Source organism: Salinivibrio sp. YCSC6, assembly GCF_004916735.1.
Lineage (GTDB): Bacteria > Pseudomonadota > Gammaproteobacteria > Enterobacterales > Vibrionaceae > Salinivibrio > Salinivibrio proteolyticus.
Genome location: NZ_CP039516.1, coordinates 2,077,120 through 2,102,410, shown reverse-complemented (window position 1 = coordinate 2,102,410; position 25,291 = coordinate 2,077,120). Strand labels below are relative to the sequence as shown.

21 protein-coding genes and 3 tRNA genes are annotated in these 25,291 nt (G+C 49.4%); 6 read left to right on the top strand and 18 right to left on the bottom strand.

All coding sequences use genetic code 11. The features are described from left to right. The first annotated feature begins 81 nt into the window (after positions 1–81). Positions 82–1,506 carry a glutamate--tRNA ligase gene (gene gltX, locus E8E00_RS09640; protein WP_077640521.1) on the top strand — a complete coding sequence of 475 codons (1,425 nt, stop codon included), beginning with the start codon at positions 82–84 and terminating at the stop codon, positions 1,504–1,506. A 65-nt stretch (positions 1,507–1,571) separates the two neighbouring features. Here gltX and E8E00_RS09635 read toward each other — a convergent pair whose 3' ends face one another. Further along, positions 1,572–2,822, bottom strand: a complete 1,251-nt coding sequence (locus E8E00_RS09635; protein ID WP_096631187.1) for a uracil-xanthine permease family protein — start codon at positions 2,820–2,822, stop codon at positions 1,572–1,574. 251 nt (positions 2,823–3,073) lie between these two features. Between E8E00_RS09635 and E8E00_RS09630 the strand changes: the two genes are divergently transcribed. Beyond that, the gene (locus tag E8E00_RS09630) at positions 3,074–4,228 is read left to right on the top strand and encodes a DUF2066 domain-containing protein (protein ID WP_096631189.1); all 1,155 of its coding nucleotides are present in this window, start codon (positions 3,074–3,076) and stop codon (positions 4,226–4,228) included. Positions 4,229–4,324: 96 nt separating this feature from the next. On the opposite strand, the gene E8E00_RS09625 is transcribed toward E8E00_RS09630, so the two are convergent. The 6 genes from E8E00_RS09625 to miaB form a co-directional block, all read right to left on the bottom strand. Then, entirely contained in the window at positions 4,325–4,903 is a 579-nt protein-coding gene (locus E8E00_RS09625; protein WP_077455604.1) for a YSC84-related protein, read from the bottom strand. Between the two features lie 71 nt (positions 4,904–4,974). Beyond that, positions 4,975–6,540 carry an apolipoprotein N-acyltransferase gene (gene lnt, locus E8E00_RS09620; protein ID WP_096631624.1) on the bottom strand — a complete coding sequence of 522 codons (1,566 nt, stop codon included), beginning with the start codon at positions 6,538–6,540 and terminating at the stop codon, positions 4,975–4,977. Beyond that, on the bottom strand, positions 6,536–7,408 hold the full coding sequence (corC, locus tag E8E00_RS09615; protein WP_069587389.1) for a CNNM family magnesium/cobalt transport protein CorC: 873 nt from the start codon (positions 7,406–7,408) through the stop codon (positions 6,536–6,538). Before corC ends, lnt begins: the two co-directional genes overlap by 5 nt. A gap of 18 nt (positions 7,409–7,426) precedes the next feature. Then, entirely contained in the window at positions 7,427–7,897 is a 471-nt protein-coding gene (gene ybeY, locus E8E00_RS09610; RefSeq protein ID WP_096631191.1) for an rRNA maturation RNase YbeY, read from the bottom strand. Beyond that, positions 7,894–8,970: a PhoH family protein gene (locus tag E8E00_RS09605; RefSeq protein WP_069587387.1), complete on the bottom strand. Its 1,077-nt coding sequence runs from the start codon at positions 8,968–8,970 to the stop codon at positions 7,894–7,896. The genes ybeY and E8E00_RS09605 overlap by 4 nt, the downstream gene beginning before the upstream one ends. 54 nt (positions 8,971–9,024) lie before the next feature. Further along, positions 9,025–10,449 (bottom strand): tRNA (N6-isopentenyl adenosine(37)-C2)-methylthiotransferase MiaB, encoded by a 1,425-nt coding sequence (gene miaB, locus E8E00_RS09600; protein ID WP_069587386.1) that lies wholly within the window; start codon positions 10,447–10,449, stop codon positions 9,025–9,027. 304 nt (positions 10,450–10,753) lie between these two features. Here miaB and E8E00_RS09595 point away from each other — a divergent pair, with 304 nt between their 5' ends. Then, positions 10,754–11,914 (top strand): 2-octaprenyl-3-methyl-6-methoxy-1,4-benzoquinol hydroxylase, encoded by a 1,161-nt coding sequence (locus E8E00_RS09595; RefSeq protein ID WP_096631193.1) that lies wholly within the window; start codon positions 10,754–10,756, stop codon positions 11,912–11,914. Between the two features lie 27 nt (positions 11,915–11,941). Next, positions 11,942–12,553, top strand: a complete 612-nt coding sequence (locus tag E8E00_RS09590; RefSeq protein ID WP_096631196.1) for an HAD family phosphatase — start codon at positions 11,942–11,944, stop codon at positions 12,551–12,553. A gap of 160 nt (positions 12,554–12,713) precedes the next feature. Here E8E00_RS09590 and E8E00_RS09585 read toward each other — a convergent pair whose 3' ends face one another. From E8E00_RS09585 to E8E00_RS09575, 3 genes are all read right to left on the bottom strand, one after another. Then, entirely contained in the window at positions 12,714–13,715 is a 1,002-nt protein-coding gene (locus E8E00_RS09585) for a LacI family DNA-binding transcriptional regulator (protein WP_096631198.1), read from the bottom strand. Between the two features lie 95 nt (positions 13,716–13,810). Continuing rightward, complete coding sequence (locus E8E00_RS09580; RefSeq protein ID WP_096631201.1) at positions 13,811–14,827, bottom strand: nuclear transport factor 2 family protein; 1,017 nt, start codon at positions 14,825–14,827, stop codon at positions 13,811–13,813. A 102-nt stretch (positions 14,828–14,929) separates the two neighbouring features. Then, positions 14,930–16,225: an MFS transporter gene (locus E8E00_RS09575; RefSeq protein ID WP_096631203.1), complete on the bottom strand. Its 1,296-nt coding sequence runs from the start codon at positions 16,223–16,225 to the stop codon at positions 14,930–14,932. Between the two features lie 337 nt (positions 16,226–16,562). Between E8E00_RS09575 and E8E00_RS09570 the strand changes: the two genes are divergently transcribed. Continuing rightward, positions 16,563–18,107 carry a sodium/solute symporter gene (locus E8E00_RS09570; protein ID WP_096631205.1) on the top strand — a complete coding sequence of 515 codons (1,545 nt, stop codon included), beginning with the start codon at positions 16,563–16,565 and terminating at the stop codon, positions 18,105–18,107. A 788-nt stretch (positions 18,108–18,895) separates the two neighbouring features. Here the strand turns inward: E8E00_RS09570 and E8E00_RS09565 are convergent. The 8 genes from E8E00_RS09565 to lolB all read right to left on the bottom strand — a co-directional run bounded on the left by E8E00_RS09565 (position 18,896) and on the right by lolB (position 23,757). Beyond that, a tRNA-Gln gene (locus E8E00_RS09565) sits at positions 18,896–18,970 on the bottom strand. 17 nt (positions 18,971–18,987) lie between these two features. Continuing rightward, a tRNA-Leu gene (locus E8E00_RS09560) sits at positions 18,988–19,074 on the bottom strand. Between the two features lie 50 nt (positions 19,075–19,124). Then, positions 19,125–19,201: transfer RNA gene (locus E8E00_RS09555), tRNA-Met, on the bottom strand. A 257-nt stretch (positions 19,202–19,458) separates the two neighbouring features. Next, the gene (gene ychF / locus E8E00_RS09550; RefSeq protein WP_069587380.1) at positions 19,459–20,550 is read right to left on the bottom strand and encodes a redox-regulated ATPase YchF; all 1,092 of its coding nucleotides are present in this window, start codon (positions 20,548–20,550) and stop codon (positions 19,459–19,461) included. A gap of 25 nt (positions 20,551–20,575) precedes the next feature. Beyond that, entirely contained in the window at positions 20,576–21,166 is a 591-nt protein-coding gene (gene pth / locus E8E00_RS09545) for an aminoacyl-tRNA hydrolase (RefSeq protein WP_069587379.1), read from the bottom strand. Positions 21,167–21,336: 170 nt separating this feature from the next. Continuing rightward, on the bottom strand, positions 21,337–22,284 hold the full coding sequence (locus E8E00_RS09540; protein ID WP_131825056.1) for a ribose-phosphate pyrophosphokinase: 948 nt from the start codon (positions 22,282–22,284) through the stop codon (positions 21,337–21,339). A 32-nt stretch (positions 22,285–22,316) separates the two neighbouring features. Beyond that, positions 22,317–23,177 carry a 4-(cytidine 5'-diphospho)-2-C-methyl-D-erythritol kinase gene (gene ispE, locus E8E00_RS09535; RefSeq protein ID WP_077457334.1) on the bottom strand — a complete coding sequence of 287 codons (861 nt, stop codon included), beginning with the start codon at positions 23,175–23,177 and terminating at the stop codon, positions 22,317–22,319. Then, positions 23,167–23,757, bottom strand: coding sequence for a lipoprotein insertase outer membrane protein LolB (lolB, locus tag E8E00_RS09530; protein WP_096631211.1), 591 nt, complete (start codon positions 23,755–23,757; stop codon positions 23,167–23,169). The genes ispE and lolB overlap by 11 nt, the downstream gene beginning before the upstream one ends. A gap of 270 nt (positions 23,758–24,027) precedes the next feature. Between lolB and hemA the strand changes: the two genes are divergently transcribed. Further along, positions 24,028–25,287 (top strand): glutamyl-tRNA reductase, encoded by a 1,260-nt coding sequence (hemA, locus tag E8E00_RS09525; protein WP_069587376.1) that lies wholly within the window; start codon positions 24,028–24,030, stop codon positions 25,285–25,287. Positions 25,288–25,291 lie beyond the last annotated feature (4 nt).

Here is a 25,291-nt window from a genome sequence, read left to right as displayed (position 1 = left end):
CCGTGGCCTCGATTGTGGAATTTACCTGTACTGGTAAACTAACTGTCACTCATCATTCTCACCACTGGGATAGGGATCCTAATGACTATCAAAACCCGCTTTGCCCCCAGCCCAACCGGCTTTTTGCACGTGGGCGGTGCGCGTACAGCACTCTATTCTTGGCTAGCAGCACGCAGCCAAGGCGGTCAATTTGTATTGCGTATTGAAGATACTGATCTTGAGCGTTCAACCCAAGAGGCCATCGACGCCATCTTAGAAGGGATGGAATGGTTGGGTTTAACGTGGGATGAAGGTCCATATTATCAAACCAAGCGTTTTGACCGATATAACCAGCTTGTTGACCAACTTTTGGCGGAAGACAAAGCCTATAAATGCTATGCCCCGAAAGAGCTGCTCGATGAGATCCGTGAGCAACAAAAAGCAGACGGTCTTAAGCCACGCTACGACGCTGATCATCCAAAAGTGATTGAAGCGAATCAAAACGCCAAGGCGGATGACCCCCATGTGATCCGTTTCCGCAACCCGAAAGAGGGTAAGGTTGTCTTTGACGACAAGATCCGCGGCCGTATTGAAATTGCGAACAGTGAACTGGATGATCTGATTATCCGCCGTACCGACGGCAGCCCAACCTACAACTTCTGTGTGGTTGTGGATGACTGGGATATGGGGATCACCCAAGTTGTGCGTGGTGAAGACCACATCAACAACACCCCACGTCAGATCAATATCTACAAAGCTCTGGGCGCACCGGTCCCTGAGTTTGCGCATTGCTCGATGATCCTTGGTGACGACGGTGCGAAGCTGTCTAAGCGCCACGGTGCGGTCAGCGTTATGCAATATCGCGATCAGGGCTTCTTGCCTCATGCGTTGCTGAACTATTTGGTGCGCTTGGGCTGGTCACATGGTGACCAAGAAATTTTCTCGCTCGATGAGATGATTGAACTGTTTAGCCTTGAAGCGATTAGCAAGTCAGCCTCAGCGTTTAACACTGAAAAGCTGCTGTGGTTGAACAACCACTACATCAAGCATGCCGATCCGCAAGAGGTCGCGCAGCACCTGCAGTGGCACCTCGATCAAGCTGGTATCGACATTAGCCAAGGCCCGGCCATCACCGACGTGATCCAGCTGGTCGGCGAGCGTTGTCATACCTTGGTAGAGCTGGCGGAGCAAAGCCGTTACTTCTATCAAGATTTTGATGAGATCGATCCAGCGGCGGCGAAAAAGCACCTGCGTCCGGTGGCACTAGAGCCATTACAAGTGGCGAAAGGCAAAATTGAAGCGCTGCAAGACTGGAGCGTGGAAGCCTTAAAAGCGGTGATCGCCGATACCTGTACCGATTTGGATGTGGGTATGGGCAAAGTGGGTATGCCATTGCGTGTTGCGGTCACTGGTGGTGGTCAGTCGCCTTCTGTGGATGCGGTCATGCACCTGATTGGTAAAGACCGTGTGGTCGCGCGTATTGAGCAAGCGATTAAGCTTGTTGAAGCGCGTGCGGCGCAAGGTTAATCAACCCAACCACCTTAGGTGGGAAAATCCAAAAGGGCGCTTCGGCGCCCTTTTTCGATCGGGGATTAGTGCGAGCCTTCTTCCATCTGCGCACTGTCAACAATATGGTTTTCGCCCATTTTACGTGGCAACACAAGGTTGAGCACAATCGCGACTAGACCACACAGGCTAATGCCTTGTAAGCTGAAATCGCCGATGCCAAAGGCCATGCCGCCAATACCAAAGACCAAGGTCACACCGACAATCGCGAGGTTGCGAGAGTCATGTAGATCGACTTGATTGCGGATCAGGGTATTTAATCCCACCGTCGCGATAGAGCCGAATAACAAGATCATGATCCCGCCCATGACAGGCAAAGGAATGGTCAGTAACACCGCGCCCAGCTTACCGACAAAGGCCAACACAATCGCCGTTAATGCAGCATAGGTCATAATCACTGGGTTAAACGCTTTGGTGAGCATCACGGCACCGGTGACTTCGCTGTACGTGGTGTTAGGTGGTGCACCGAACAAAGACGCGGCAATGGTCGCGGCACCGTCACCTGCCATGGTGCGGTGAAGACCGGGTTTTTTCAGGTAGTCTTTGCGGGTGACATTCGAAATCGCCAGCATGTCGCCCACATGCTCAACAGCGGGAGCGATCGCCACGGGGATCATGAATAAGATAGCGTTGATATTAAATTCCGGTAGTGTAAAGGCGGGAATGGCGAACCAGCTTGCTTGAGTCACAGCGCTGAAATCGACCACACCCATGATGAGGCTGGCGATATATCCCACCACGATACCCGCCAAGATCGGCACCAACTTAAAGAAGCCTTTAGCAAACACACTGATCACTATGGTAGTCAGCAGCGATAGCAACGAAATCCAAATCGCAACATCACCGGCGATAATTTGCGTGCCGCCATCGCCGCTTTTCCCCAACGCCATATTGACCGCGGTTGGCGCAAGCCCCAGACCAATCACCATAATGACAGGACCCACCACCACAGGTGGCAACAACTTGTGAATAATGTCGACGCCTTTGACACGGATAATGCCGCCCATAATCAGGTAAACCACCCCAGCCGCCATTAGACCGCCCATAGTAGCGGGAATACCAAAGTTGTTAACACCGTAAAGAATGGGAGCGATAAAAGCGAAAGAAGAGGCGAGGAAAATGGGGACGGAGCGACGGGTGATAAGTTGAAAAATCAGGGTTCCAATACCGGCACCAAAGAGGGCCACATTGGGGTCAAGCCCGGTTAATAATGGCACCAATACCAATGCGCCAAATGCAACAAATAGCATCTGTGCGCCTTGTAAAACTTGCATCATAGTCTCACCTCCAAAAAAAATCGCGAGATATTAGCACAAAGCCAAGATGTGATGCTTGTCATATTTATCAATGTGAGATCGGTAGCAAAAAAACAATGTAACGGATTGCACTTTAGTGGCGAGACCCAGCGCGCTGAGAGGACTATGTGAGCTAGCGGTTAGGAATCTGGTCTTTTTTAGGTAAGAGCATTGCTGAGAGAGGACAAGAGCGCTTATGATCCCAACATCCCATCAATCAATGTGGAAAAACTATGATCCGATTTGTAATGGCCGTGATGGCTATGCTGTGGCTACCCAGTGCCTTTGCCAGTAATTTGTACCATGCAAGCGTACCGTTAGATAACGGCGCTCAAACATCGCAACAAGCGGCTAAGCAACAAGGCTTGCTGGATGTGTTGGTCAAAGTCTCGGGACAACGTGACATTGCCGATAATCCCAGTGTGCAGAATCGTCTTAATGATGTGGATGGTTTGATCACCCAGTTAGGGTATGGTGAAACGGCGCGTACGGAGAACAATGAATCGGTACGGACCCTTGAAGTGGGCTTTGATAGCCAGCAAGTGCAAGCGCTGCTGCGTGATGCGGGGTTGCCTTTATGGGGTACGCCGCGTCCGTCCGTTTTAGTATGGCTGGTGGACGATCGTGGTGCTGAACGCGAGATTGTGTGGGAACAAAGCGATGTGGCTTTGGTTGACGCCTTGCGAGACAGTGCTGCCAAGCGTGGTTTGCCCGTATTGGTGCCGGTGGGTGATTTTGATGATCTGATGGCTATCTCTGCCAGTGATCTTTGGGGAGGCTTTATTGGTCCGGTTAGCGACGCAAGTCAGCGCTATCAAGCGGACGGTATTGTGATTGCCAAACTGATCCCGCAGGGCATACGTTGGCAATTCTTCCCCGATGCGAGCGACTTGCAAGCCGATCAACAGCGCGGGCAAGGTGACAGTGCGGCCATGATCAATGCGGTTGCCGATTATTATGCGACCCGTACTGCCGTGGTGTTTGATCAAAATGATGACAGTCAAGCGGTGACGTTGGCGATTGCAGGCGTACAAGATGGTGATGATTATGTCCAGCTAGAGCGCACATTAGCGGGATTAAATGCGCTACAAAGCGCACATCTAGCGGAGCTCGAAGGAGATGCGTTGCGATTTACGGTACGTTTAGCTGCGTCACAACAAGCTCTGATTAACGAGCTGACCGCGAATCGCGAAATCCGTCTTATGACTCCGCAAGAACGGCTCGATTATGCGGGTAATGAGAAGATGGAAACGTCACCACAGCAGCCAGCCGGTTCAGCATTAGATAGCTCGGACGAGGGCGTTCGACTCAACAATGAGCCGACACTCGAAGGAGATGTTTTGGCTGAGGACGACACGACACTGTGGTTTGTTTGGCAGGCCTCGTAACCGCATGCCGACGACACACGAATAGAAAGGCCAGCGTATGACGCTGGCCTTTTTCGTTTGGCTGTCCCGTTTAAGATAGATGGTTCATCACTGCGACTACCAGCTGGCCGGGCTAAATTGCTGACCTGCAAGTGCCGCTTCGACCATCAGGCCACCCTTAGCATGGGTAAAGACAGTCAGACCATTAACGTAATAGGCTTTTGACTGACGATTACTGGCTGACGCCGAGGTGCCTGCGGTGCCGGCTTGCGCAGAGGCGCCTTCGGTTAAGGCAGTCGCGGAGGCTTGTGCGCCCAGCTCTACTTGTCCCTTCATAAAGCGGTCATACGCGGCTTGATCTTCAAAAAAGACGATTTCGCTGAAGGCTTGTCCGCCAAAAGTAAGACCGACCGACACTTGCTTTAACTCAGCTGCACTGACCGGCTGACCTTGGCGGTAGACCACGCCCTTACCGTATGCGCCGCCCACCCAAAAGCCGCCTTTACCGACTGAAGGAAACACGGCATAGCCATAGGCGTTATCAAAAAAGGGTTGGGTTTGCGGATATTGATAAAACTGATCGCGTGCCAGGTTTGCTTGGCTAATTTGATCCTGCTGAGAATGGGTAGCACAGCCCACTAGGGCGGTCAGTGCCACTAACGCCATGCTCAACCATACATAAGAACGACGTAACATGTTTTTATCCCTCTTCGTCATCAAAGTGAGTCTTTCACATCACACGTTACGTCAGTTTAGGCGGACAAATGTCAGGCGCGTGTGGAAATTTTCCGTGGGGTGCGATGACAAGGCTGGCCGCGATATCGCCAGCCAATAAGCCCACTTATCGCCACCCAAATCCAAAGCGGGGTATTACCCCATTGGCGATAGGGGGTGATACCCACAGTGCTGGTGACGGTGGTGGTAAGCACACCGGTTTCAAATTGCGGGAGGGATTGCTGAATATTGCCGCGTGCATCCATAATCGCAGTCACACCATTATTGGTGGCACGAATGACCGGCAAGCCAAACTCACGCGCGCGCATCCGCGCAATTTCTAAATGCTGCAATGGGCCAATTGAGCGGCCAAACCATGCATCATTCGACAAAGTGATAATCGCGTTACTGTCCGGCGTCAAGTTGGCGCGAATTTGCGCTGGAAACGCAATTTCGTAGCAAAGCGCCGTGATGTAGGCCAAGCCATTGGCCGGTAATGCCGGTTGTATGGCCTCGCCCGGTGAGAACGAAGACATGGGCAAATTAAATAAAGGCGCAAGCGGACGCAGTAACGATTCAAAGGGAACGAATTCACCAAACGGGAGCAAATGATGCTTGCTGTATTGCTTCGGCGCGGGATACTGATAGCTAGGCGTATCGGCGCCAACCGCAATCACATTATTAAAATATTGCCCTGCCGAATTTTGGTCTAACACGCCGGTAATGACCGTGGTGTGGTTATTTTTCGCGGCGGTATCCAATTGCTCAAAAAAGCGTGGTAAGTCACGCTCCAACGCCGGAATGGCCGCTTCTGGCCAGATCACCACATCGCTATCCCAATGTTGGCGGGTGAGATCTAGGTACTTCATTAAGGTTGGCCAGCGTTGATCGGGACGCCACTTTAACGCTTGGGGAATATTGCCTTGGATCAGTGAAACCGTTTGTTGTTTCTCAGGATTTGCTTCAACCCATTGGATGGTGTTAAGTCCGTAGGCACACGCGGATAGGCCAGCGATCGCCGCGAGACCAGCTAACTGCTTGCGTCCTTGCCAAGCGCCCCATTTGGGCGTGATTAAAGTCGCCAACCCTGCCATTAGCACCAGCAGCCAAGTGATGCCTTGCACACCGAGCACTGGCGCCACGCCAGCTAAAGGACTATCAATTTGGCTGTAGCCGGGCCACAGCCACGGGAAACCGGTGAAGACCCAGCCTCGTAACCCGTCGGCCACGAGCCATAGGCTAGGCGCAAGAATCAGCCACTTAATCGCGGTATGGCGTACCGAGCAGCGCGCTAACACACCGGCGAATAACGCGGGATACAACGCAAGATACATTATCAGCAGCGCCATTAAGGACAAGCCTGCTATGGCGGGCATACCTCCAAAATGGTCAATACTGACATACACCCAGCTAACGCCGGTGGCAAATTGACCGAGCCCCCAGCAAAAGCCGAGCAAACTGGCCTTTTTGGGAGAGGCGGATTGGAGCAACAGGAATAGACCCCAAAGCGATACCGGCATTAGCAGCCAGTAAGAGAAGGGGGCAAAGGCAAGGGTGGCACTGGCACCAAGCAGGGCAGCCGCGAGGGGCTGCCCAATTTGACGCACAATGTGATTAATCGCTTTCACTTTGAGGTTCGCTACTGTCAGGAATGGTGACTTGTAGCTGAATGATACGACGGCTGTCTGCCGAGGTCACCTTAAAGTGGAAATGTTCGATATCCACTTCCTCGCCGCGATCGGGCAGATGGCCAAAGCTGGTCATAACCAAGCCGCCGATGGTGTCTACCACATCGTCTTGGAACTGACTGCCGAAGTGTGTATTAAAGTCTTCTAATGTGGTCAGTGCTTTTACCGCAAAGGTATGGCGGCTTAGCTGACGGATTTCTTGTTCGTCGTCCTCGTCGTACTCATCTTCGATTTCGCCAACGATTTCTTCCAAGATATCTTCAATGGTGACCACGCCCGATACACCGCCAAATTCATCGATCACGATCGCCATGTGGTAGCGTTCTTCTTGGAACTCTTTGAGTAAGCGGTCAACGCGTTTACTCTCAGGTACCACCACGGCAGGGCGTAACACCTTCTCGATATCGAAGTTTTCGGCATCTGGGCGCAAATAGCGCAGCAGATCTTTCGCAAGTAAGATGCCTTCAACATGGTCTTTGTCATCGCTGATCACAGGATAACGCGAGTGTTGGGCATCAATGATGATATTAATGATCGCTTCCAAAGACTGCGATCGTTCAACGGTTACCATCTGCGAGCGGGGGATCATGATATCTCGAACACGCATATCGGAGATTTGCATGACACCTTCCAGCATGTCTCTTGTGTCATGGTCGATCAGGGCGTTTTGCTCTGAATCGCGGAACACATCCACCAGTTCCTGTCTGTCTTTAGGATCAGCTTGGAAAAACTGTCCTAGCCGCTCGAAGAAGGTCTTCCTACTCGGACCGTCTGCGTTTTGCGAATTATCGTCGTTCATTCAAATTCATTCAGTTAGTTAACGCTCAATGAAGTCGTTCGCATAGGGATCTGGCACCCCCATGGTAGCTAAAATGTCACGCTCTAAGGCTTCCATTTGCTCGGCTTCATCATCCTCAATATGGTCGTAACCAAGCAGGTGTAAACTGCCATGCACGACCATGTGTGCCCAGTGATCCATTAGTCGCTTGCCTTGTTGTTCAGCTTCACGCTCAACCACTTGGCGGCAAATGATCAGATCGCCGAGCAAATCAATGTCGATACCGGGAGGGGCATCGAACGGAAACGATAACACATTTGTGGGTTTATCTTTGCCACGATAATCGCGATTCAAGCTCTGGCTCTCACCTTCGTCAACCAGACGAATCGTGACTTCCGCTTGTTCACGCGCGTTGCGTACGGCGTGTTCAAACCAAGCTTGGAGCTGATCATCACAAGGCAACCCGTCAGTATTATCACACGCCAGCTGAACATCCACGTAATAACTCATGATTGTTCCTGCGATTGGCTGTGTTCAGTATTCATTTGTGCTTCGCGTGCCTCACGACGACGCGCTTCGGCTTCTTTGCGTGCACGCGCATCTTCCGCTTCCCATTTATCATAGGCTTGAACAATACGCGTCACCACGGGGTGGCGAACCACGTCGTCAGCTTGAAAGAAGTGGAAGCTGATTTCTTTGACATCAGAAAGCACTTCAATGGCATGACGTAAGCCTGATTTCGCGTTGCGTGGCAAATCCACTTGTGTCACGTCACCGGTGATCACAGCGCGCGAATTAAAGCCAATCCGAGTCAGGAACATTTTCATTTGTTCCACCGTCGTGTTTTGGCTTTCATCGAGAATAATAAAAGCGTCATTGAGGGTACGGCCACGCATATAGGCCAGCGGCGCGACTTCAATCACGTTACGGTCAATCAGCTTTTCAACGCGCTCAAAGCCAAGCATTTCAAACAAGGCATCGTACAAAGGGCGCAGGTAAGGATCGACTTTTTGGCTGAGATCGCCGGGCAAAAAGCCCAGTTTTTCACCGGCCTCTACGGCAGGACGTGTCAGCAAAATACGGCGAATTTCTTGGCGCTCAAGTGCATCAACCGCCGCTGCGACCGCCAAGTAGGTTTTACCGGTTCCCGCCGGACCAATACCAAAGGTAATGTCATGGCTAACCATGTTAGCAATATATTGCGCTTGGTTTGGCGTACGCGGTTTGATCACCCCTTTTTTGGTTTTGATATTAATCTCTTTACCGTATGGGATGCTTGATTCGGTGGTTTGCTCGAGTACGCCCGATTCTTTGATTGCCAAGTGAATGGCTTCCGGCTCAATGTCTGGGTAGCTGCCACGCACTGGGGCAGTATCAACATACAAATGCTTGAGAATATCTACCGCGGCATTAGCGGTATGTGGCTTGCCAACAATCGAAAACGCATTGTGTCTGTGATTAATTTCCACACCCAAGCGGCGTTCTAATTGTTTGATATTGTCGTCAAACGGGCCACAAAGATTGGCGAGTCGGGTGTTATCGGCTGGCTCTAAAGTAAGATCAAGAGTGATAATTTTAGACAAGGTTATCCTCGCTTTAGGCGCCGGCTTCCCGGCGCCTTTGAATCGATGAACTCCTTAAGGAGTATATACACCAACGCCAAGCTCGTTTTCATTACGTGTTTTCGCCATGATTTCGGTTGGCGAGACGGCGACACGCAGGTCCATATCTTTTTCAGTACGAACCAGCTCACCGCGGAGCGAGTTTGGCATCACTTCAGTAATTTTGACGTCAACAAATTGGCCAATCAAATCGACAGAGCCTTCAAAGTTAACGACACGGTTGTTTTCGGTACGGCCGCGTAGCTCCATCAGATTCTTACGAGATGGGCCTTCAACCAGAATACGTTGCTCCGTGTTGAGCATCAGGCGTGAGTAACGCATCGCTTGGCTGTTAATTTGTTGCTGCAGGCGGTACAGACGTTCTTTTTTCACTTGCTCTGGGGTGTCGTCAGGCATATCGGCGGCTGGCGTCCCAGGGCGTGGTGAATACACAAAACTAAAGCTCATATCGAAGTCGATATCCGTGATCAGCTTCATGGTCGCTTCAAAGTCTTGGTCCGTTTCACCCGGGAAGCCGACGATAAAGTCAGAGCTGATGGTAATATCAGGGCGCGCTTGACGCAGCTTACGAATTTTCGACTTGTATTCGATAGCGGTGTGCGGACGCTTCATCATAGTCAGAATACGGTCCGAACCACTTTGCACCGGCAAGTGGAGGAAACTCACCACTTCCGGCGTATCACGATACACCTCGATGATATCGTCAGTAAACTCAACCGGATGGCTGGTGGTGTAGCGAATACGGTCAATGCCATCGATCGCGGCCACATAACGCAGCAGTTCGGCAAAGGTACAAATCTCACCGTCGTGCATTTCACCACGATAGGCGTTCACGTTTTGTCCCAGCAGGTTCACTTCACGGACGCCTTGCTCGGCCAGTTGGGCAATCTCAAACAGGACATCGTCGAGCGGACGGCTCACTTCTTCACCGCGCGTATAAGGCACCACGCAGAAGGTACAGTACTTCGAGCAGCCTTCCATAATCGAAACGAAAGCGGTCGGTCCTTCTGCACGCGGCTCGGGAAGACGGTCGAATTTCTCGATTTCCGGGAAGGTAATGTCCATCACGGGCGCATGATCTGAGCGTGATTGTTTGATCATCTCAGGAAGGCGGTGCAGCGTTTGCGGGCCAAAAATTACATCCACATAGGGTGCGCGCTCACGGATGTGGTCGCCTTCTTGTGTTGCTACACAGCCACCAACCCCGATCACCAAATCTGGATTTTTGTCTTTCAGTGTTTTCCAACGCCCGAGTTGGTGGAAAACCTTCTCTTGCGCTTTTTCACGGATAGAGCAGGTGTTTAGGAGGAGAACATCTGCTTCTTCTGGTTGCTCGGTCAGCTCGTAACCACCGGAAGCATTGAGCAGATCTGCCATTTTGGATGAGTCATACTCATTCATTTGGCAACCCCAGGTTTTAATCAGCAGTTTCTTAGCCATGTAACTTTACGCTCGTTTTTAATCTTATGGTCGACATTACCCCTCAAGCTGTGTGGTTTTTAACCAGTCAATCAGCTTGGCAAGCCGCGTATTGTACTGCTTTCCAATAACGCTGACCAGATCACAGGGCCGATGAAATGATCCTCAGAACCTTCAATCTTGGTAAGGCATTGACAAAGGACACAACCTGACTCGCATTTATGGTGGTTACTGCCAAGAACATTGACGCAATTTGATCTGATTTAGGTCGAATTCTCGTTAACCTTCAGTAGAATGCCCTCATTGCTGGTAAAAAGAGATAGTCATGAACCCATTTGAAATCATTATTGTTGGCGGTGGCATGGTGGGTGCAGCCACTGCGTTGGGATTAGCGCGTCAGGGGCGTCAGGTTGCATTGATTGAGCGCCAAGTTCCCCAGTCATTTTCGCCCTCACAGCCAATGGATCTTCGTGTTTCGGCTATCTCTCATGCGTCGGTGGCGCTACTGTCCGAGTTAGGGGCATGGACGGACATTGAAGCTATGCGTGTGTGTCCATATCGCCGCCTAGAAACGTGGGAAGCGGAAGACAGCCGTGTCTGCTTTAGCGCAGAACAACTCGACTTACCCCAACTGGGATATATGGTCGAAAATCGTTTGATTCAACTCGGACTCTGGCAGCAATTCTCACGCTATGACAACTTGCACGTTTTCTCGCCCGCGTCGATTACATCAATGCATCAAAAAGGGCAGCAACACTATGTTGAGTTAGACAACGGCGACACACTGACAGCGCCGTGGTTGATTGGTGCGGATGGCGCAAACTCCCGAGTGCGAGATTACGCCAAAATTGGCATCACCAGTTGGGACTATCGCCAACATTGCATGCTGATCAATGTCGAAACCGCGTCGCCGCAGCAAGATATCACGTGGCAACAATTCTTCCCTTCTGGGCCGCGTTCCTTCTTGCCGCTTTGCGGCCAGCAAGCTTCCTTGGTGTGGTACGACAGCCCTCAACGTATTCAGCAATTGTGTCAGTTAGATGCGGCGCAGTTAAAAGCAGAGATTGTGGCAAATTTCCCCGCCGAAGTTGGAGAGGTAACGCCTGTGAACTGGGGCGCATTCCCGCTGACGCGACGCCATGCGCAGCAGTACCATCGTCATGGCGTTGTGGTGATTGGTGATGCTGCCCACACCATTAACCCACTCGCTGGGCAAGGGGTGAACCTAGGCTTTAAAGATGTAGCGGCCCTGCTGGATGCTTGTGCCGATGCAGGCGAACACTGGCAGGATGATGCGACATTAGCAGCTTATGAGAAAGCCCGCCGCACCGATAACATGATGATGCAAACCGGCATGGATGTGTTTTATGCCGCGTTTAGCAATCGAATTACGCCTTTAAAACTGGCGCGCAATGCGGTGTTCAAACTGGCCGAACACAGTGGCCCAGTGAAAAAACATGTATTGAAGTATGCGTTAGGGCTTTAATCTTCGCGACAAGAGCAAGAACGCGATATGGTGAACTACCAGACGATTATTTTTGATATTGGCAATGTGATGGTGCGTTGGTCACCGGAAGAAATCATCCGTCTAACCTTAGGGGACGCGGCGGATGCCCACGCGTATGCCAATCAAATCTTCCCCAGTGACACTTGGCAAGCGCTGAACCGTGGCACGCTCACCGAAGCGCAAGCCAAGCAACGTTTTGCCAAAGAAACGTCGCTAAGTCCTACGCAGCTTGAGGCACTGTTTTATTACATTAAACAGACTCAAATTTGCCTTTACGGTAGTGTCGAGTTACTTCACTCGGCCAAACAGGCCGGATACGATGTTTATGCGTTAACCGATAATGTGCGCGAAATTGTTGCGTTCTTAAAACAGCGCTATGCGTTTTGGTCGCTGTTTGATGGTGCCATCGTGTCAGCCGAAGTAGGGTACCTAAAACCCGAGCCTGCCATTTATCAACGCTTGTTGGATGACTACCACCTCGATCCAGCCTCTTGTGTGTTTTTGGATGACAGGGTTGCGAATGTAGAAGGTGCCAAAGCGCTAGGCATGGCGGGTATCCCCTTTACCGATGCACAGCAATGCCGCGCAGAACTCGCCAAGCTGGGAATCGTGGTGTAGCGGGTTCAAAATCCGTTGCCTTCGGTACCCAGATTATCGTTGATGACTCAATCTAAGCTGGCCTAGTGTAGACGATCATTTAACCATTGCTCTTATACTTATTAACTGTCAGACCTTATACGAGTTAAGTAGTATCTGTTAGGCTGGCGCTGGAGCATTGTTACGTAGTGCTTCTTTTGACCAGTTTTACTGGTATCATCATCTTCACCAAAGTACTGTTTTCATTATTGATTTGGTCAACGATGATTTTTACGCACTCGCGCGCTAGTCGATTGAAATCTTGTCGGAAAGTTGTTAGTTGGTAGTTTAACCAATCTGCTTGTGGAATGTTGTCGAAGCCAATAACTTTCAGATCTGTTGGAATGCTAATGCCATATTCGATCCGGGCTATGTCTATAACTGCCATTGCAAGATTATCGGTAGCACAGAAGACAGCCTCTGGCCGATTCTTATTGGCTAGCAATTCTCGTACTGCATCCAGTGAACTTGCGTAGTCGTAGCTCGATTCAATGACGCGCGGGGTAATACCGGTAAGGTATCTAAACTCTGAAGTGAAGCCATTTTGGCGCTCGACATTGGTAAACGTTGGTACATCACCAGTAAGATAAACCGCATTTTTCACGCCACTTTCATGTAGTAGCTGCGCTGCTTGTTGGCCAGCTTCATAGTTATCGCTGATTACGTAACTACTCCTTGTACCGTCAACGACACGTGCATACTGAACGATAGGAATGTTGAACTCTTCGCACTCTTCATACAGTGATTTGTTGAAGGTGGCAGAAGCAGCAACTACACCATCTACTCGGTACTGGAAGATGTTCGGAATCGAATAGTTTTCCTCATCATCCACTTGCCATGGAATCAATACTGCTGAGTACCCTTGTTTCTGTAACTCACTTGAAATCAACTGAAGTGTTTTCATGTGGATAGGGTAGTCTGCATCCGGGAAAACTAAACCAATCAACTTAGATTCGCTAGTAGTCAAGCTGCGCGCAAAAGCATTTGGGCGGTAGTTCAGGGCTTTCGCTGCTTCAAAGACTTTTTGCTTGGTCTTTTCTGACACTGAACTACCCGCCACAAATACACGCGATACAGTAGATTGAGAAACACCAGCCAGTCTGGCGACGTCTTTCGATGTAGCGGTTTGTTTTGCAGAGGTCATTCAAGTCGATTCATAAGTAAATTTAACCTTATCTAGAATAACACGGATAGGTACACAGTCATAAAGGGGAGTGTAAAAGTCACTCCCCAGTTTTCTTATATAGAAGGGTTGAATATTTGTTTAGTACGTTCGAATACATCTAGACCTTGCTGTTTTAACCAGTAAGGAAGATCGATCAGTACCCAGTTCTCCGATAGCTTGTCACCATCACGATAGTAAATATCAACCACTTGCATGTCTGCACGGATTTCACCGCCCGTCATACCTAGGAAACCACCAATTGGTGTGTTAGATAGATTTGGCCAGCCGAAGAAACATGAGAAGTTGCCCTCTGCAAAACGACAAACGTGGCCATTAAACTTTTTATCTTTCAGATTATTGCGGAACGGTAATTGGTGCTGCTGTTGGTAACGAGGAATAGTGTAGGAGGCACCGATACCACATGGGCCGTACCAAATCATGTCTTTTGACCAACTTTTCTCAAGAACTTCTGGTGGGCAACCCATGGCGCCGCTGTCGTTCAGTGCAGATAGATCATCAACCATTTTATTCACTAGTGCTAGTGTTGCGATACCTTCTTCTGGTGCTGCATCGTCAAATAGTAGACCGTCATGGTTACGAGGGCCGGGATATACGAAGTGCTTACCTGTTGATGGAGGTAGTGGATAACAATTCGCCTGATCCATCACACCTAATAGATCTAGGAATAAGCCCGTCTTAGTGATCTTGCCGTTTTCAACACAGTTAAATTCTGCGTAACGGATGTTCATGATTTTGCCAGTTGGGCGCATACCTAGGTATTCAGTGTCGAATAGACCCATAAAGTGACCCATGCTCATTACCCAGATTTCACCTGATGTTACTTCGTTCTCACCAGCGATGAAGATGTCTTGACGACGCTGCATGCGAGTCATTGATTTCATCAAAGGGGCCCAGAAAATATCAGCCGCTGCTTGAGCGCCTTGTTGCTCACGGAATGGATAAACGCCACGCCACAGATACTCTTTTGACGTGTATGCTTTAAGTACTTCTGCCACGTTCTCGTGAGTTGCGTTTTCCATTGCGCTGAAGTATTCACGAACAACGCGTTTCGCTTCTTGGTATTTAGACATAATAAACTCTCTCATTTGCTATCGAGTCTGCTTTGTGAATAGGACCCGAAATTAAGTTTTTTTCATCCGGCTACGGGACCAGCCGGAGTTTTTGAAATTCAGTTACGCTTTTACTGCTGCAGTTTTTTTGCCCTTGTCGAAAACGCCGCCTTTTAGGGTTTCTGGCAGTGATAGCCATAGAAGACCAGCAAGGATCCATATGATTGGTGAACCCCACATTGCGGTTTGTAGATCGGTACGCTCTTGGATGAAGATAAGTACCATTGGTGCCCACATACCGAGGATACGACCTCCGTGGAATAGCGCTGCGCCGTAGCTACGTAGGTGTGCTGGGAACAGTTCTGAGAAGTAACCACCCCATACCGCTGAAGAAGACAGGCCGAAGTTGTAAATCAGGCCAAGTATAGCCAGCATATTTAGGCCACCAATCACCATATCGCCCGGTGCAACAAAGAAGATTGAAACCATGATACCTGCTAGGATGAAGCCAAGCGCATTCATCTTCCGACCGAATTTGTCAGCTACCCAACCCCAGAACCATGCACCAAATAGTGAACCAATAGCTGAGGTAGAGAAGATGAGACCGATGGTTGCACCGTCGAACATACGTACATCACGTAGGTAAGTGGTTACAAAGCCACCAAAGAATTGGAAACCGTAGAAGTTAAGGCCAGCTAGTACTAGACACGTTAATGTGATTTTGCGGTAAGGCTTGGCTAGCATTTCGCCCCATGAGCCTTTTTTCGTTGGTATATCTGATACTTCCGCCTTTGCTTGCTCTTCTTCACCGTAAGCGATCACTTTGCTGTCGCTAGGTAGTACAAAGATCATGGCCACAGCTGCTGCCAATGGTGGGATACCACCTACAAGCATTAGGCTTTCCCATGGTGCATCGATGCTTGCAATAAATGCTGCATATGCACCCATTGCCATCAATGCTACCGAGAACATAGAAGATGCGAATGCCGTCAACTTACCACGTACCGTTGGCGTAAATAGGCCTATCATTAGGCTAACGGCCACGGTGAAATAACCACCCAGTGACAAACCAATGATGAAACGCATTGCTGCCCACATTGTGTAGTCACTGAACATCATATTGATGATAGTTGCGCCACCGTTAAGAGCTGTGATTGTAATAAGCGTGGATTTCTTACCAAGTTTTGTTGCGAACCAGGCACAGCTCAATGCACCGATGAGTGCGCCAACCGACTGCCACGTATAAAACTGGGCAGTATCTGACAAGCTAATACCATCATACTCTTCAACAATATACGGGCGTACGTAGTCAATAATCACAAAGTTATAACAATAAAAAAAGTAACCAACTAGTATCGCCAGATAGGCAGCTATCCTTTGAACTATAGGAACTTCGCTCATGTGTTTTTTAGTATCCATGACCGATAAACCTCTATTTAAATGGGGGAGTAAAGCTTTGCAAACTCAATGAACACGACTTTGTAGGAATCATCTTCTATTTCGCTCTGGGCTGAATCATAGTTTTTTTAAGTCAATTAGAACCGTGATCATGGTCAACCTTTCGATGAATACGTACCCATTTTTATGTTTTGGTGACAATGATCTCATTACTTAAAGTTCTAGGAAATAATGTGTATGTGTTCGTCTTTATTAGTGACAAGAATCACATTTATAGCGGGGTTTTTATTCGGAAGTGATTTTTTGAAGTAATATCTGGAAATGATAATGAGCTACCCAGCATTAGGGAAACCTTTTAATGGTTACGTACTCAAGCTTTTTGGTAGTTGCGTTATATATAACAATTACCATAATAATCAGCTTCTTAGTGGGTAAGCGCCACTGTGGTGATGCTGACTTTTCCACAGGTGGGAAACAATTTGGCTGGTTTACGGCTGGTGTTTCGATACTTGCGACTTACATTAGTGCGATGACGTTTGTAGGGATGCCTGGATGGGTTTATAGCTCTGGTATGGAAGCGATGAGCATTCATCTTAACTATCCCATTGTCATCTTTTTCTCAGTCATTTTCTTCGTCCCCGTTTTCTATAAGTTGGGTCTAACTTCTATTTATGAATACCTTGAGCACCGTTTTGGTGTGTATGCAAGAACCATCAACTCGATTGTGTTTATTGTGGTTCAATGTATTTCTGCTGGTGTTATCTTGTATGTAGTGGCGCTTATCTTAGTACAAGTTCTGCCTATAAGTATTTCAGAGGCTATTATCTACATCAGTATTTTCACCGCCTTCTATACTTATGTAGGAGGGATTTCCACTGTTATCTGGACTGATATGATGCAATCTGCCGTATTGGTTGTAGGCTGTATTGCCATAGTTATCATTCTAATGTCAGATATCAATACGGCTGGTTACCTTTCTCGTGATCACCTGAATATAATTAATTTGGACTTTGACATAGGCGTGGATACCACACTTTGGACAGGTGTAATTGCTGTGAGCTTTTTGCATTTGAGTGTGTATGGTACCAATCAATTGATCATTCAACGTACTCTGGCGACTAAATGTGAAAAGACTGCGCAGAAGTCGATGCTGTTATGCGGTTATGGTGCGTTTTTTGTGTACTTATTCTTTGCGATACTCGGTGTGCTGCTGAGTGTTTTCTATCAAACTCAATCGTTTGAAAATAGTAACGAAGTGATTTTGGATTTTGTTTTCAAACATACTAATCCAATCGTGGTTGGTTTGATTCTGTCAGCATTAGCAGCGGCTGCAATGTCGACGTTGGATTCAACTTATAATTCAATGGCGACGGTCGCAACATTCGATATCTACAAACGTTTCGTTTGCAAGAGCGCCAACGATAAGCACTATGAAACAGTTGCAAGAAAGATCAGCTTGCTTGCCGCAGCCATGGTAATGGTGCCAGCACTCTTAGCGGTATCGAACGAATCGGTGCTCAAAACCATCGCTAGTCTGACTTCTATTTTTGTTGGTATACGCTTGGGTTCATTTGTACTTGGTCTGTTTTGGACGAAAGCAAATGAAAAAGGCGTTATTGTTGGGAGTATCACGAGTGTCATGGCGGTATTTATTGCCAAGTATCTTGATGTGGCTTGGCCTTGGTTCGCACCAATCGGTACGTTTGTCTTTCTTTTATTTGGTGTACTAGTAAGTCATCGCTGGGGCTTCGTGACTGCAGAACAACAAATTTTTATCATTAATCAAAAACATCTTTTTGCAAAACCAACCGCAAGCCATTACGGATTATTAGTGTTCGCTGTGGTGACAATCGCTGCTTGTTTCGTTATTCCTGATTGGCTTTATGTCTTATTGTCACAATAAGTAAATATTCGGTCTCTTCGATATTTACTTGGTTAGTGTTCTCCTTATTCCGCTTATGCAGAAGTTACGTAACGATTTTGGTTTTAAAAGGCTGTAAGATTGAATCCACGAATACGGACTCTGCGAAAAATCACGTTCAGAGCACCCGAAGAGGAAATTAGGGCTGCAATAGTTACTTAACTCCACACTTCCAGCGTAATAGTATGAAGTTGTCTGAGATTGTCGTCAGTGTAGTTTTCGTTTTCATCAGATATTGCGAATACAGCCCCCATCTTAAGCATCTATTATTTCGTGCGTACGAAACGATTACAGACTGGTGTGTCTAGCAAGTCTAAGTCTTCTTTACGCACAGGATGAAGAGGTGAGGCGGTACAACAAATGAATGGTATTTCTCTGGTATAGTTTTATGAAGGCACAAATACATGAGGAGTAGATAATGGACGAATGGGTCATCAGCAATATGGCGCTTACGGCTATCGTCGTGATGGTGGTTGGGTTTACCGCAGGATATCTTCTTTTTTAAAACTAGTCACAGTGTGGGTCTAGTTAGGTTCGAGCTCTTCGATTCTCCAACGAGCTTTTTATGGCAATCAGCCAGATACTAGAGTCCAAGTGAACGGCTAGCACTGCGCTCACTTGGCCGAGGTCTCTTTGCTCGCAAATTGAAAGGGAGAAACGTTGTTAGGATGAATTGGCTGGGAATGAACATCAACAAGCAGGGAAATAACGCGGAACGTTTTTTATGTCCCTAAACGCAAAAAAGCCCACATGATGTGGGCTTTTTAATATGGCTGGGGTACCAGGATTCGAACCTGGGAATGACGGGATCAAAACCCGTTGCCTTACCGCTTGGCGATACCCCAGTAGGCGTTGCCTAACTTGGTGCGGAGAGAGGGACTTGAACCCTCACGTCCTTTCGGACACTAGCACCTGAAGCTAGCGCGTCTACCAATTCCGCCACCTCCGCAAAAGGTGGATAACCCGGTGACGAAAACGCAGACCGAATTATAAAAATAATGGTGGCTACGACGGGATTCGAACCTGTGACCCCATCATTATGAGTGATGTGCTCTAACCAACTGAGCTACGTAGCCACTCTGTCAGGCGTAGTGCCTTAAGACGCTGCGAATTATGCGGATCTGGGCGAAAGTCGTCAAGGTCTGGTTATTGTTTTTTTTGCGATTTTGCATTCATTGGCTGCAATAATCGCCATTTTGGACAATTTAGCGGCAAAGCCTACCGAGGAGGGGGCGGACCGCGTTGAACGGTGGGAATAAAAAAACCAGCCCGGAGGCTGGTTTTATCTGATAAGGGTGGGGTCTCGACAACTCACCCAAGAGGCATTACGCGCTTATACGTTAAAGCGGAAATGGATCACATCGCCATCTTTTACGATGTAGTCTTTACCTTCTAGGCGCCATTTACCGGCTTCTTTCGCGCCGCTTTCGCCATTGTTCGCAATATAGTCTTCATAACCGACCACTTCAGCACGGATAAAGCCTTTTTCGAAGTCAGTGTGGATTTTACCCGCCGCTTGCGGTGCTGTGGCGCCAATTGGCACGGTCCAAGCACGCACTTCTTTAACACCCGCCGTGAAGTAGGTTTGCAGGGTAAGCAGTTCATAACCGGCGCGAATCACACGGTTAAGGCCTGGCTCTTCCAGCCCCATTTCTTCCAAGAACGCAGCCGCTTCTTCGGCGTCTAACTCGGCAATTTCGCCTTCAATTTCCGCGCACACGGCAACCACGGTGGCACCTTCTTGCGCGGCAATCTCACGTACTTTGTCGAGGTAAGGGTTGTTTTCAAAGCCATCATCGTTGACGTTGGCAATGTACATAGTGGGCTTAAGCGTCAAGAAGTTGAGGTATTGTACTGCCGCTTCTTCTTCTTTGCTTAGCTCGACAGAACGCAACATGTTGCCTTCTTCCAGCACAGGCAGCAGTTTTTCAAGCACTGTTAGCTCAAACTTGGCGTCTTTGTCGCCACCTTTAGCTTTTTTGGTGTTGCGCTGAATGGCGCGCTCACAGCTTTCAAGGTCGGCCAGTGCCAGCTCGGTGTTGATAACATCGATGTCATCCGCAGGGTCGACTTTACCGGCAACGTGAACAATGTTGTCGTTTTCAAAACAACGTACCACGTGACCAATTGCATCGGTTTCGCGGATGTTGGCGAGGAACTTATTTCCTAAGCCTTCACCACGTGATGCACCGGCTACCAGTCCCGCGATATCCACAAATTCCATGGTGGTTGGCAGCACTTTTTGGGGGTTAACAATCTTGGCTAACGCATCCAAGCGCAAGTCAGGCACAGGCACCACGCCTGTGTTTGGCTCGATGGTACAGAATGGAAAGTTAGCTGCGTCAATGCCAGCTTTGGTCAGTGCATTAAACAGAGTGGATTTACCTACGTTTGGTAGGCCCACGATGCCACATTTAAAACCCATGAGATGGTAACCCTTTAATCAAAAATTACTGTGCTTTGAAGGTATGCAGACGGTTTTGCGCTTTGGCAAGATCGTCTTTGAGCAAGATATCGAGGCTACGAACCGCCTCGTCCGTGGCCTGTTCGATCAGGCTTTGCTCGTTGGCGGGGGCTTTGGTGAGCACATATCCCGCTACCTTGTCTTTGTGACCCGGATGGCCAATACCAATCCGGAGTCGGTAGAACGATTTATCGTTAGCTAATTTACTGATGATGTCACGCAGGCCATTGTGCCCTCCGTGTCCACCGCCTTGCTTAAACTTTGCCACACCCGGTGGCAAGTCTAGCTCGTCATGCGCCACCATGATGGCATCGACGGGAATATTGTAAAAATTAGCCAGTGCTTGAACGGCTTTACCGGACAAATTCATGTAAGTGGTTGGGATCAACAAACGCAGATCTTGACCGTGTACGGTAATGCGGCCGGTCAGGCCAAAAAACTTTTTTTCTTCTTTCAGCGGTGCATTGTGGATCCGCGCAAGTTCTTGCACGACCCAAGCGCCCGCGTTGTGGCGTGTTTGGGCATATTCTGGCCCCGGATTGGCCAATCCAACTAATAAGCGGATCTGATTACTCACGATGTTTCTCGCTGTTTATCTACCCATCATAGCCGGTGAGCATTCTGCCCACCCCAAAAGGCGCCATATCCTACCATTGTTACGACTCAGCGGTCGAGTCAGCACTGAAAATAGACAGATAAAAAAACGCCCTGCTCAGAGGCAGGGCGCTGTTACTAAGGATGCGTCTATTACGAATTAAACATCGCAGAGATGGATTCTTCGTTGCTGATACGGCGAATCGCTTCCGCTAGCATGCCAGACAGAGTCAGTTGTGAGACTCGGCCGGTCGCTTGGATTTCTGCGCTTAGCGGAATGGAGTCGGTCACCACGATTTCATCGATGACAGATTCCGCAATGTTTTTCGGCGCGTCGCCAGAAAATACAGGGTGAGTCGCGTAAGCGAATACACGTTTAGCACCACGGTTTTTCAGCGCTTCAGCGGCTTTACACAGAGTGCCACCGGTATCGATCATGTCATCAACGATGATGCAGTCACGGCCTTCAACGTCACCAATCAAGTGCATAACTTGAGACACGTTCGCACGTGGACGACGTTTATCGATGATGGCAATGTCGGTATCGTCGAGCAGTTTCGCGGTTGCACGCGCACGAACCACGCCGCCGATGTCAGGAGAGACAACAACAGGATCTTCCAAGTTCTTCGCTAGCATGTCTTCAAGCAAAACAGGGGTGCCAAAGATGTTGTCGACAGGCACGTCGAAGAAGCCTTGGATTTGCTCTGCGTGGAGATCAACGGTAAGGACGCGGTCAACGCCAACGTTGGAAAGAAAATCTGCAATAACTTTTGCGGTGATAGGAACACGGGAGGAACGTACGCGGCGGTCTTGACGGGCATAACCAAAGTAAGGGATTACTGCGGTTATACGACCTGCCGATGCACGTCGGAACGCGTCTATCATCACGACCAATTCCATTAAGTTGTCATTGGTCGGTGCACAGGTAGATTGGAGGACGAACACGTCACTACCGCGCACGTTCTCGTTAATCTGAACACACACTTCGCCGTCAGAAAAACGGCCGACAGTGGCGTCACCCAGTGACATGTAAAGACGGTTTGCGATACGTTGGGCGAGAACGGGTGTCGCGTTACCAGCGAACAGCTTCATATCAGGCACGGTGGAAACCTCGGGTTGCATCCATTTAGTAGTCACTGACTCACAGTTTGCTGCTGTAGCGCATCAAGTAGGGGTGAACGGTTCAACCCACGTGCAACAAACCCTGTCAGCCAGTTAGGCATTATGTCGAGTGTGGCCTGGGCATCTTGTGCGGTGTCAAACTCGGCAAACACGCACGCGCCTGTCCCAGTCATCCTAGACGGCGCGTATTCTAGCAGCCACGAAACAGCCTTATCAACCTCGGGGAATTGTTTACGGGCTATCTTTTCGCAATCGTTTTCGTATTTTTGCCCCATTAGCTCAGAAACTGTGCGCTTTGGCGTGTTTCTTTGCAACTGAGGATGCGTGAAAATTGCAGCGGTCGAAATCGACACGTCCGGCTTAACCACTAAGTAAACTTTTTCTTCCGGTAACACCGGTGTAAATTTTTCACCCACGCCCTCAGCCAATGCTGCCTGACCATGAATAAAAATAGGCACATCAGCGCCCAAACGCAATCCAAGAGCCGCCAATTCATCAGCGCTGACCTGGGTCTGCCATAAATGATTGAGCGCAACCAAGGTGGTGGCGGCATCTGATGACCCGCCACCTAATCCACCGCCCATAGGGAGCCGTTTGTCGATATCAATGTGCGCCCCGTAGGGACATCCTGTGTGGGCTTGCAGCGCCTTGGCGGCTTTGACAATCAAGTTATCGTCTTCTTTCACTCCTTCCATGGCAGGGCTGAGGCTGATCGTCCCTGTTTGGTTAGGCGTAATGGCAAGGGTATCGCCCACGTCCAAAAACTGAAACAAGGTTTGGAGTTCGTGGTAGCCGTCCTCACGGCGGCCATTGATATACAAGAAGAGGTTCAGTTTGGCGGGAGCGGGCCAAAATGTGGTGTCATTCATCATCAAGCGTCCAATTGGAGATAACCAGCTTTACGGTTTGCTGGGAGCTTTTTAAGGTGATACGCGAAGGCAGCGCCGGCTGCGTGCTACCATCGTAACCGAGATAATCAATGGTCCAGCCTTGGGCGTTACTTAAACGGGCGAGGCGGTTGTCATCGCCGAGCTCAAATTGATCTCGCGATTGTGGCAAGCCAAGCAACCAAGCGGGCAGCGCGTCAATCGGTAACGACATGCCGGTCAACCGCTCAATTAAGCGAGCTGCATTTGAGTCGGTATAAACTTGGCCTTGGTCATCCACCACGGTGGCACGCTGTGGACCGATAGTCAGCGAGAGCAGCGTGGTCCCTAAAAAATTGGTCAGACGGAGCGTGGATTGTTTTGGCTGATGATGCCAATACAAATTCGCTGAAAACCGCTCTTGGGGTGAAATAAACGCGACCTTGCCTTTCGCCGTGTAGCTATCGATGGCCGTTAACGCCGACTGATGCGCTTGCCATTGGGTCGACGGTGGTGGAGCGGTGGCACAGCCCGATAAAATGGCAATACAGGCGGCGATGACGCAGGCGCGTAGGGGAGCAAGCATGTGCTGAGTATCCTTTCTTTGACGTCAATAAAGCGGCATCAGGGCCGTGATGCGCTTACTTTGCCACAAGCTGTGCGGAGAAAGAAGACGCCTATCGTGCCTGTATCCGTGCATGCGGTACGGGTTTGGCGAGGAAGCCACCAATCTCGCGAGGCTTCACATTTCCACGCCAAGAGGATGATGCATATCAATGTTCGCTTTAATTCACGGGGGCCATCAAGTAAAATCCTCCGCTCCAATCCTTACTGGTGCTGTCGGTAACAACGCTTCATGAGCCTGTTAGTTCTCGGAATCAATCACAAAACGGCCCCCGTTGACTTGCGGGAGAAAGTCGCCTTTTCGCCGCAACAACTGGAACAAGCGTTGCAGCAACTGACCGACCACCCTCAAGTGCGAAGCTGTGTGATCGTCTCAACGTGTAACCGTACTGAGCTGTACGCCGACATGCGTCAGCCGGGGATCGGCGTGCTGGTGGATTGGTTGACCAATTTTCATCACCTAAGCAGTGATAGCTTGATGGCAAGCATTTACTATCACGAGGAACAAGCGGCGGTGAAACACCTGATGCGCGTAGCGTGTGGGTTGGACTCTTTGGTACTCGGTGAGCCACAAATTCTAGGCCAAGTGAAGCAGGCTTATGCCAGTTCCGGAAAAGCCAATCTGATTGCGGGCCCGCTGGAAAAGCTGTTTCAAAAAGTGTTCGCCGTTGCCAAGCGGGTGAGAACCGAAACGGACATCGGCGGCAATGCGGTCTCTGTTGCTTTTGCGGCTTGTACCTTAGCGCGTCAGATCTTTGAGTCGTTATCCGACGTCACCACCTTACTGGTCGGGGCCGGTGAGACGATAGAATTAGTGGCCAAGCACCTGCATGAACACAAGTGCAGCAACATTATCGTGGCCAATCGGACTCAATCTCGTGCGCAGTGTTTGGCAGACCAATTTAATGCGCAGGTGATTGGGCTTGAAGCGATCCCAGAGCACTTGGCGAAAGCAGATATCGTGATTAGCTCAACGGCCGCCCCGTTGCCGCTTATCGGTAAAGGCATGGTAGAAAAAGCACTGAAACAGCGCCGTCACCAGCCAATGTTGCTGATCGATATCGCCGTGCCAAGAGACATTGAAGAAGAAGTGGGCAACCTAGCCGACGCGTATCTGTATAGTGTGGATGATTTGCAATCTATCGTGGAACGCAATCGCGAACAGCGTAAAGTAGCCGCGATCCAAGCCGAAGCGATCGTGACGGAAGAAAGCGCCGATTTCATGCGTTGGCTACGCTCACGAGAGGCGGTTGATAGTATTAAGCAATTCCGCACTCAATCGGAGCAGATCAAACAAGCCGAGCTTGAACAAAGCATTCAGGCGTTGGCCAATGGCGCAGATGCCGAAAGCGTATTGCGCCAATTGAGCAATCGTCTAACAAATAAACTGATCCATACGCCGACACAGGCAATGCAGCAAGCAGCACAAAATGGTGAGCCAGAAAAACTGGCGGTGATGCGTGCCTGTCTTGGGCTGGACAGTGATAACTAACGAA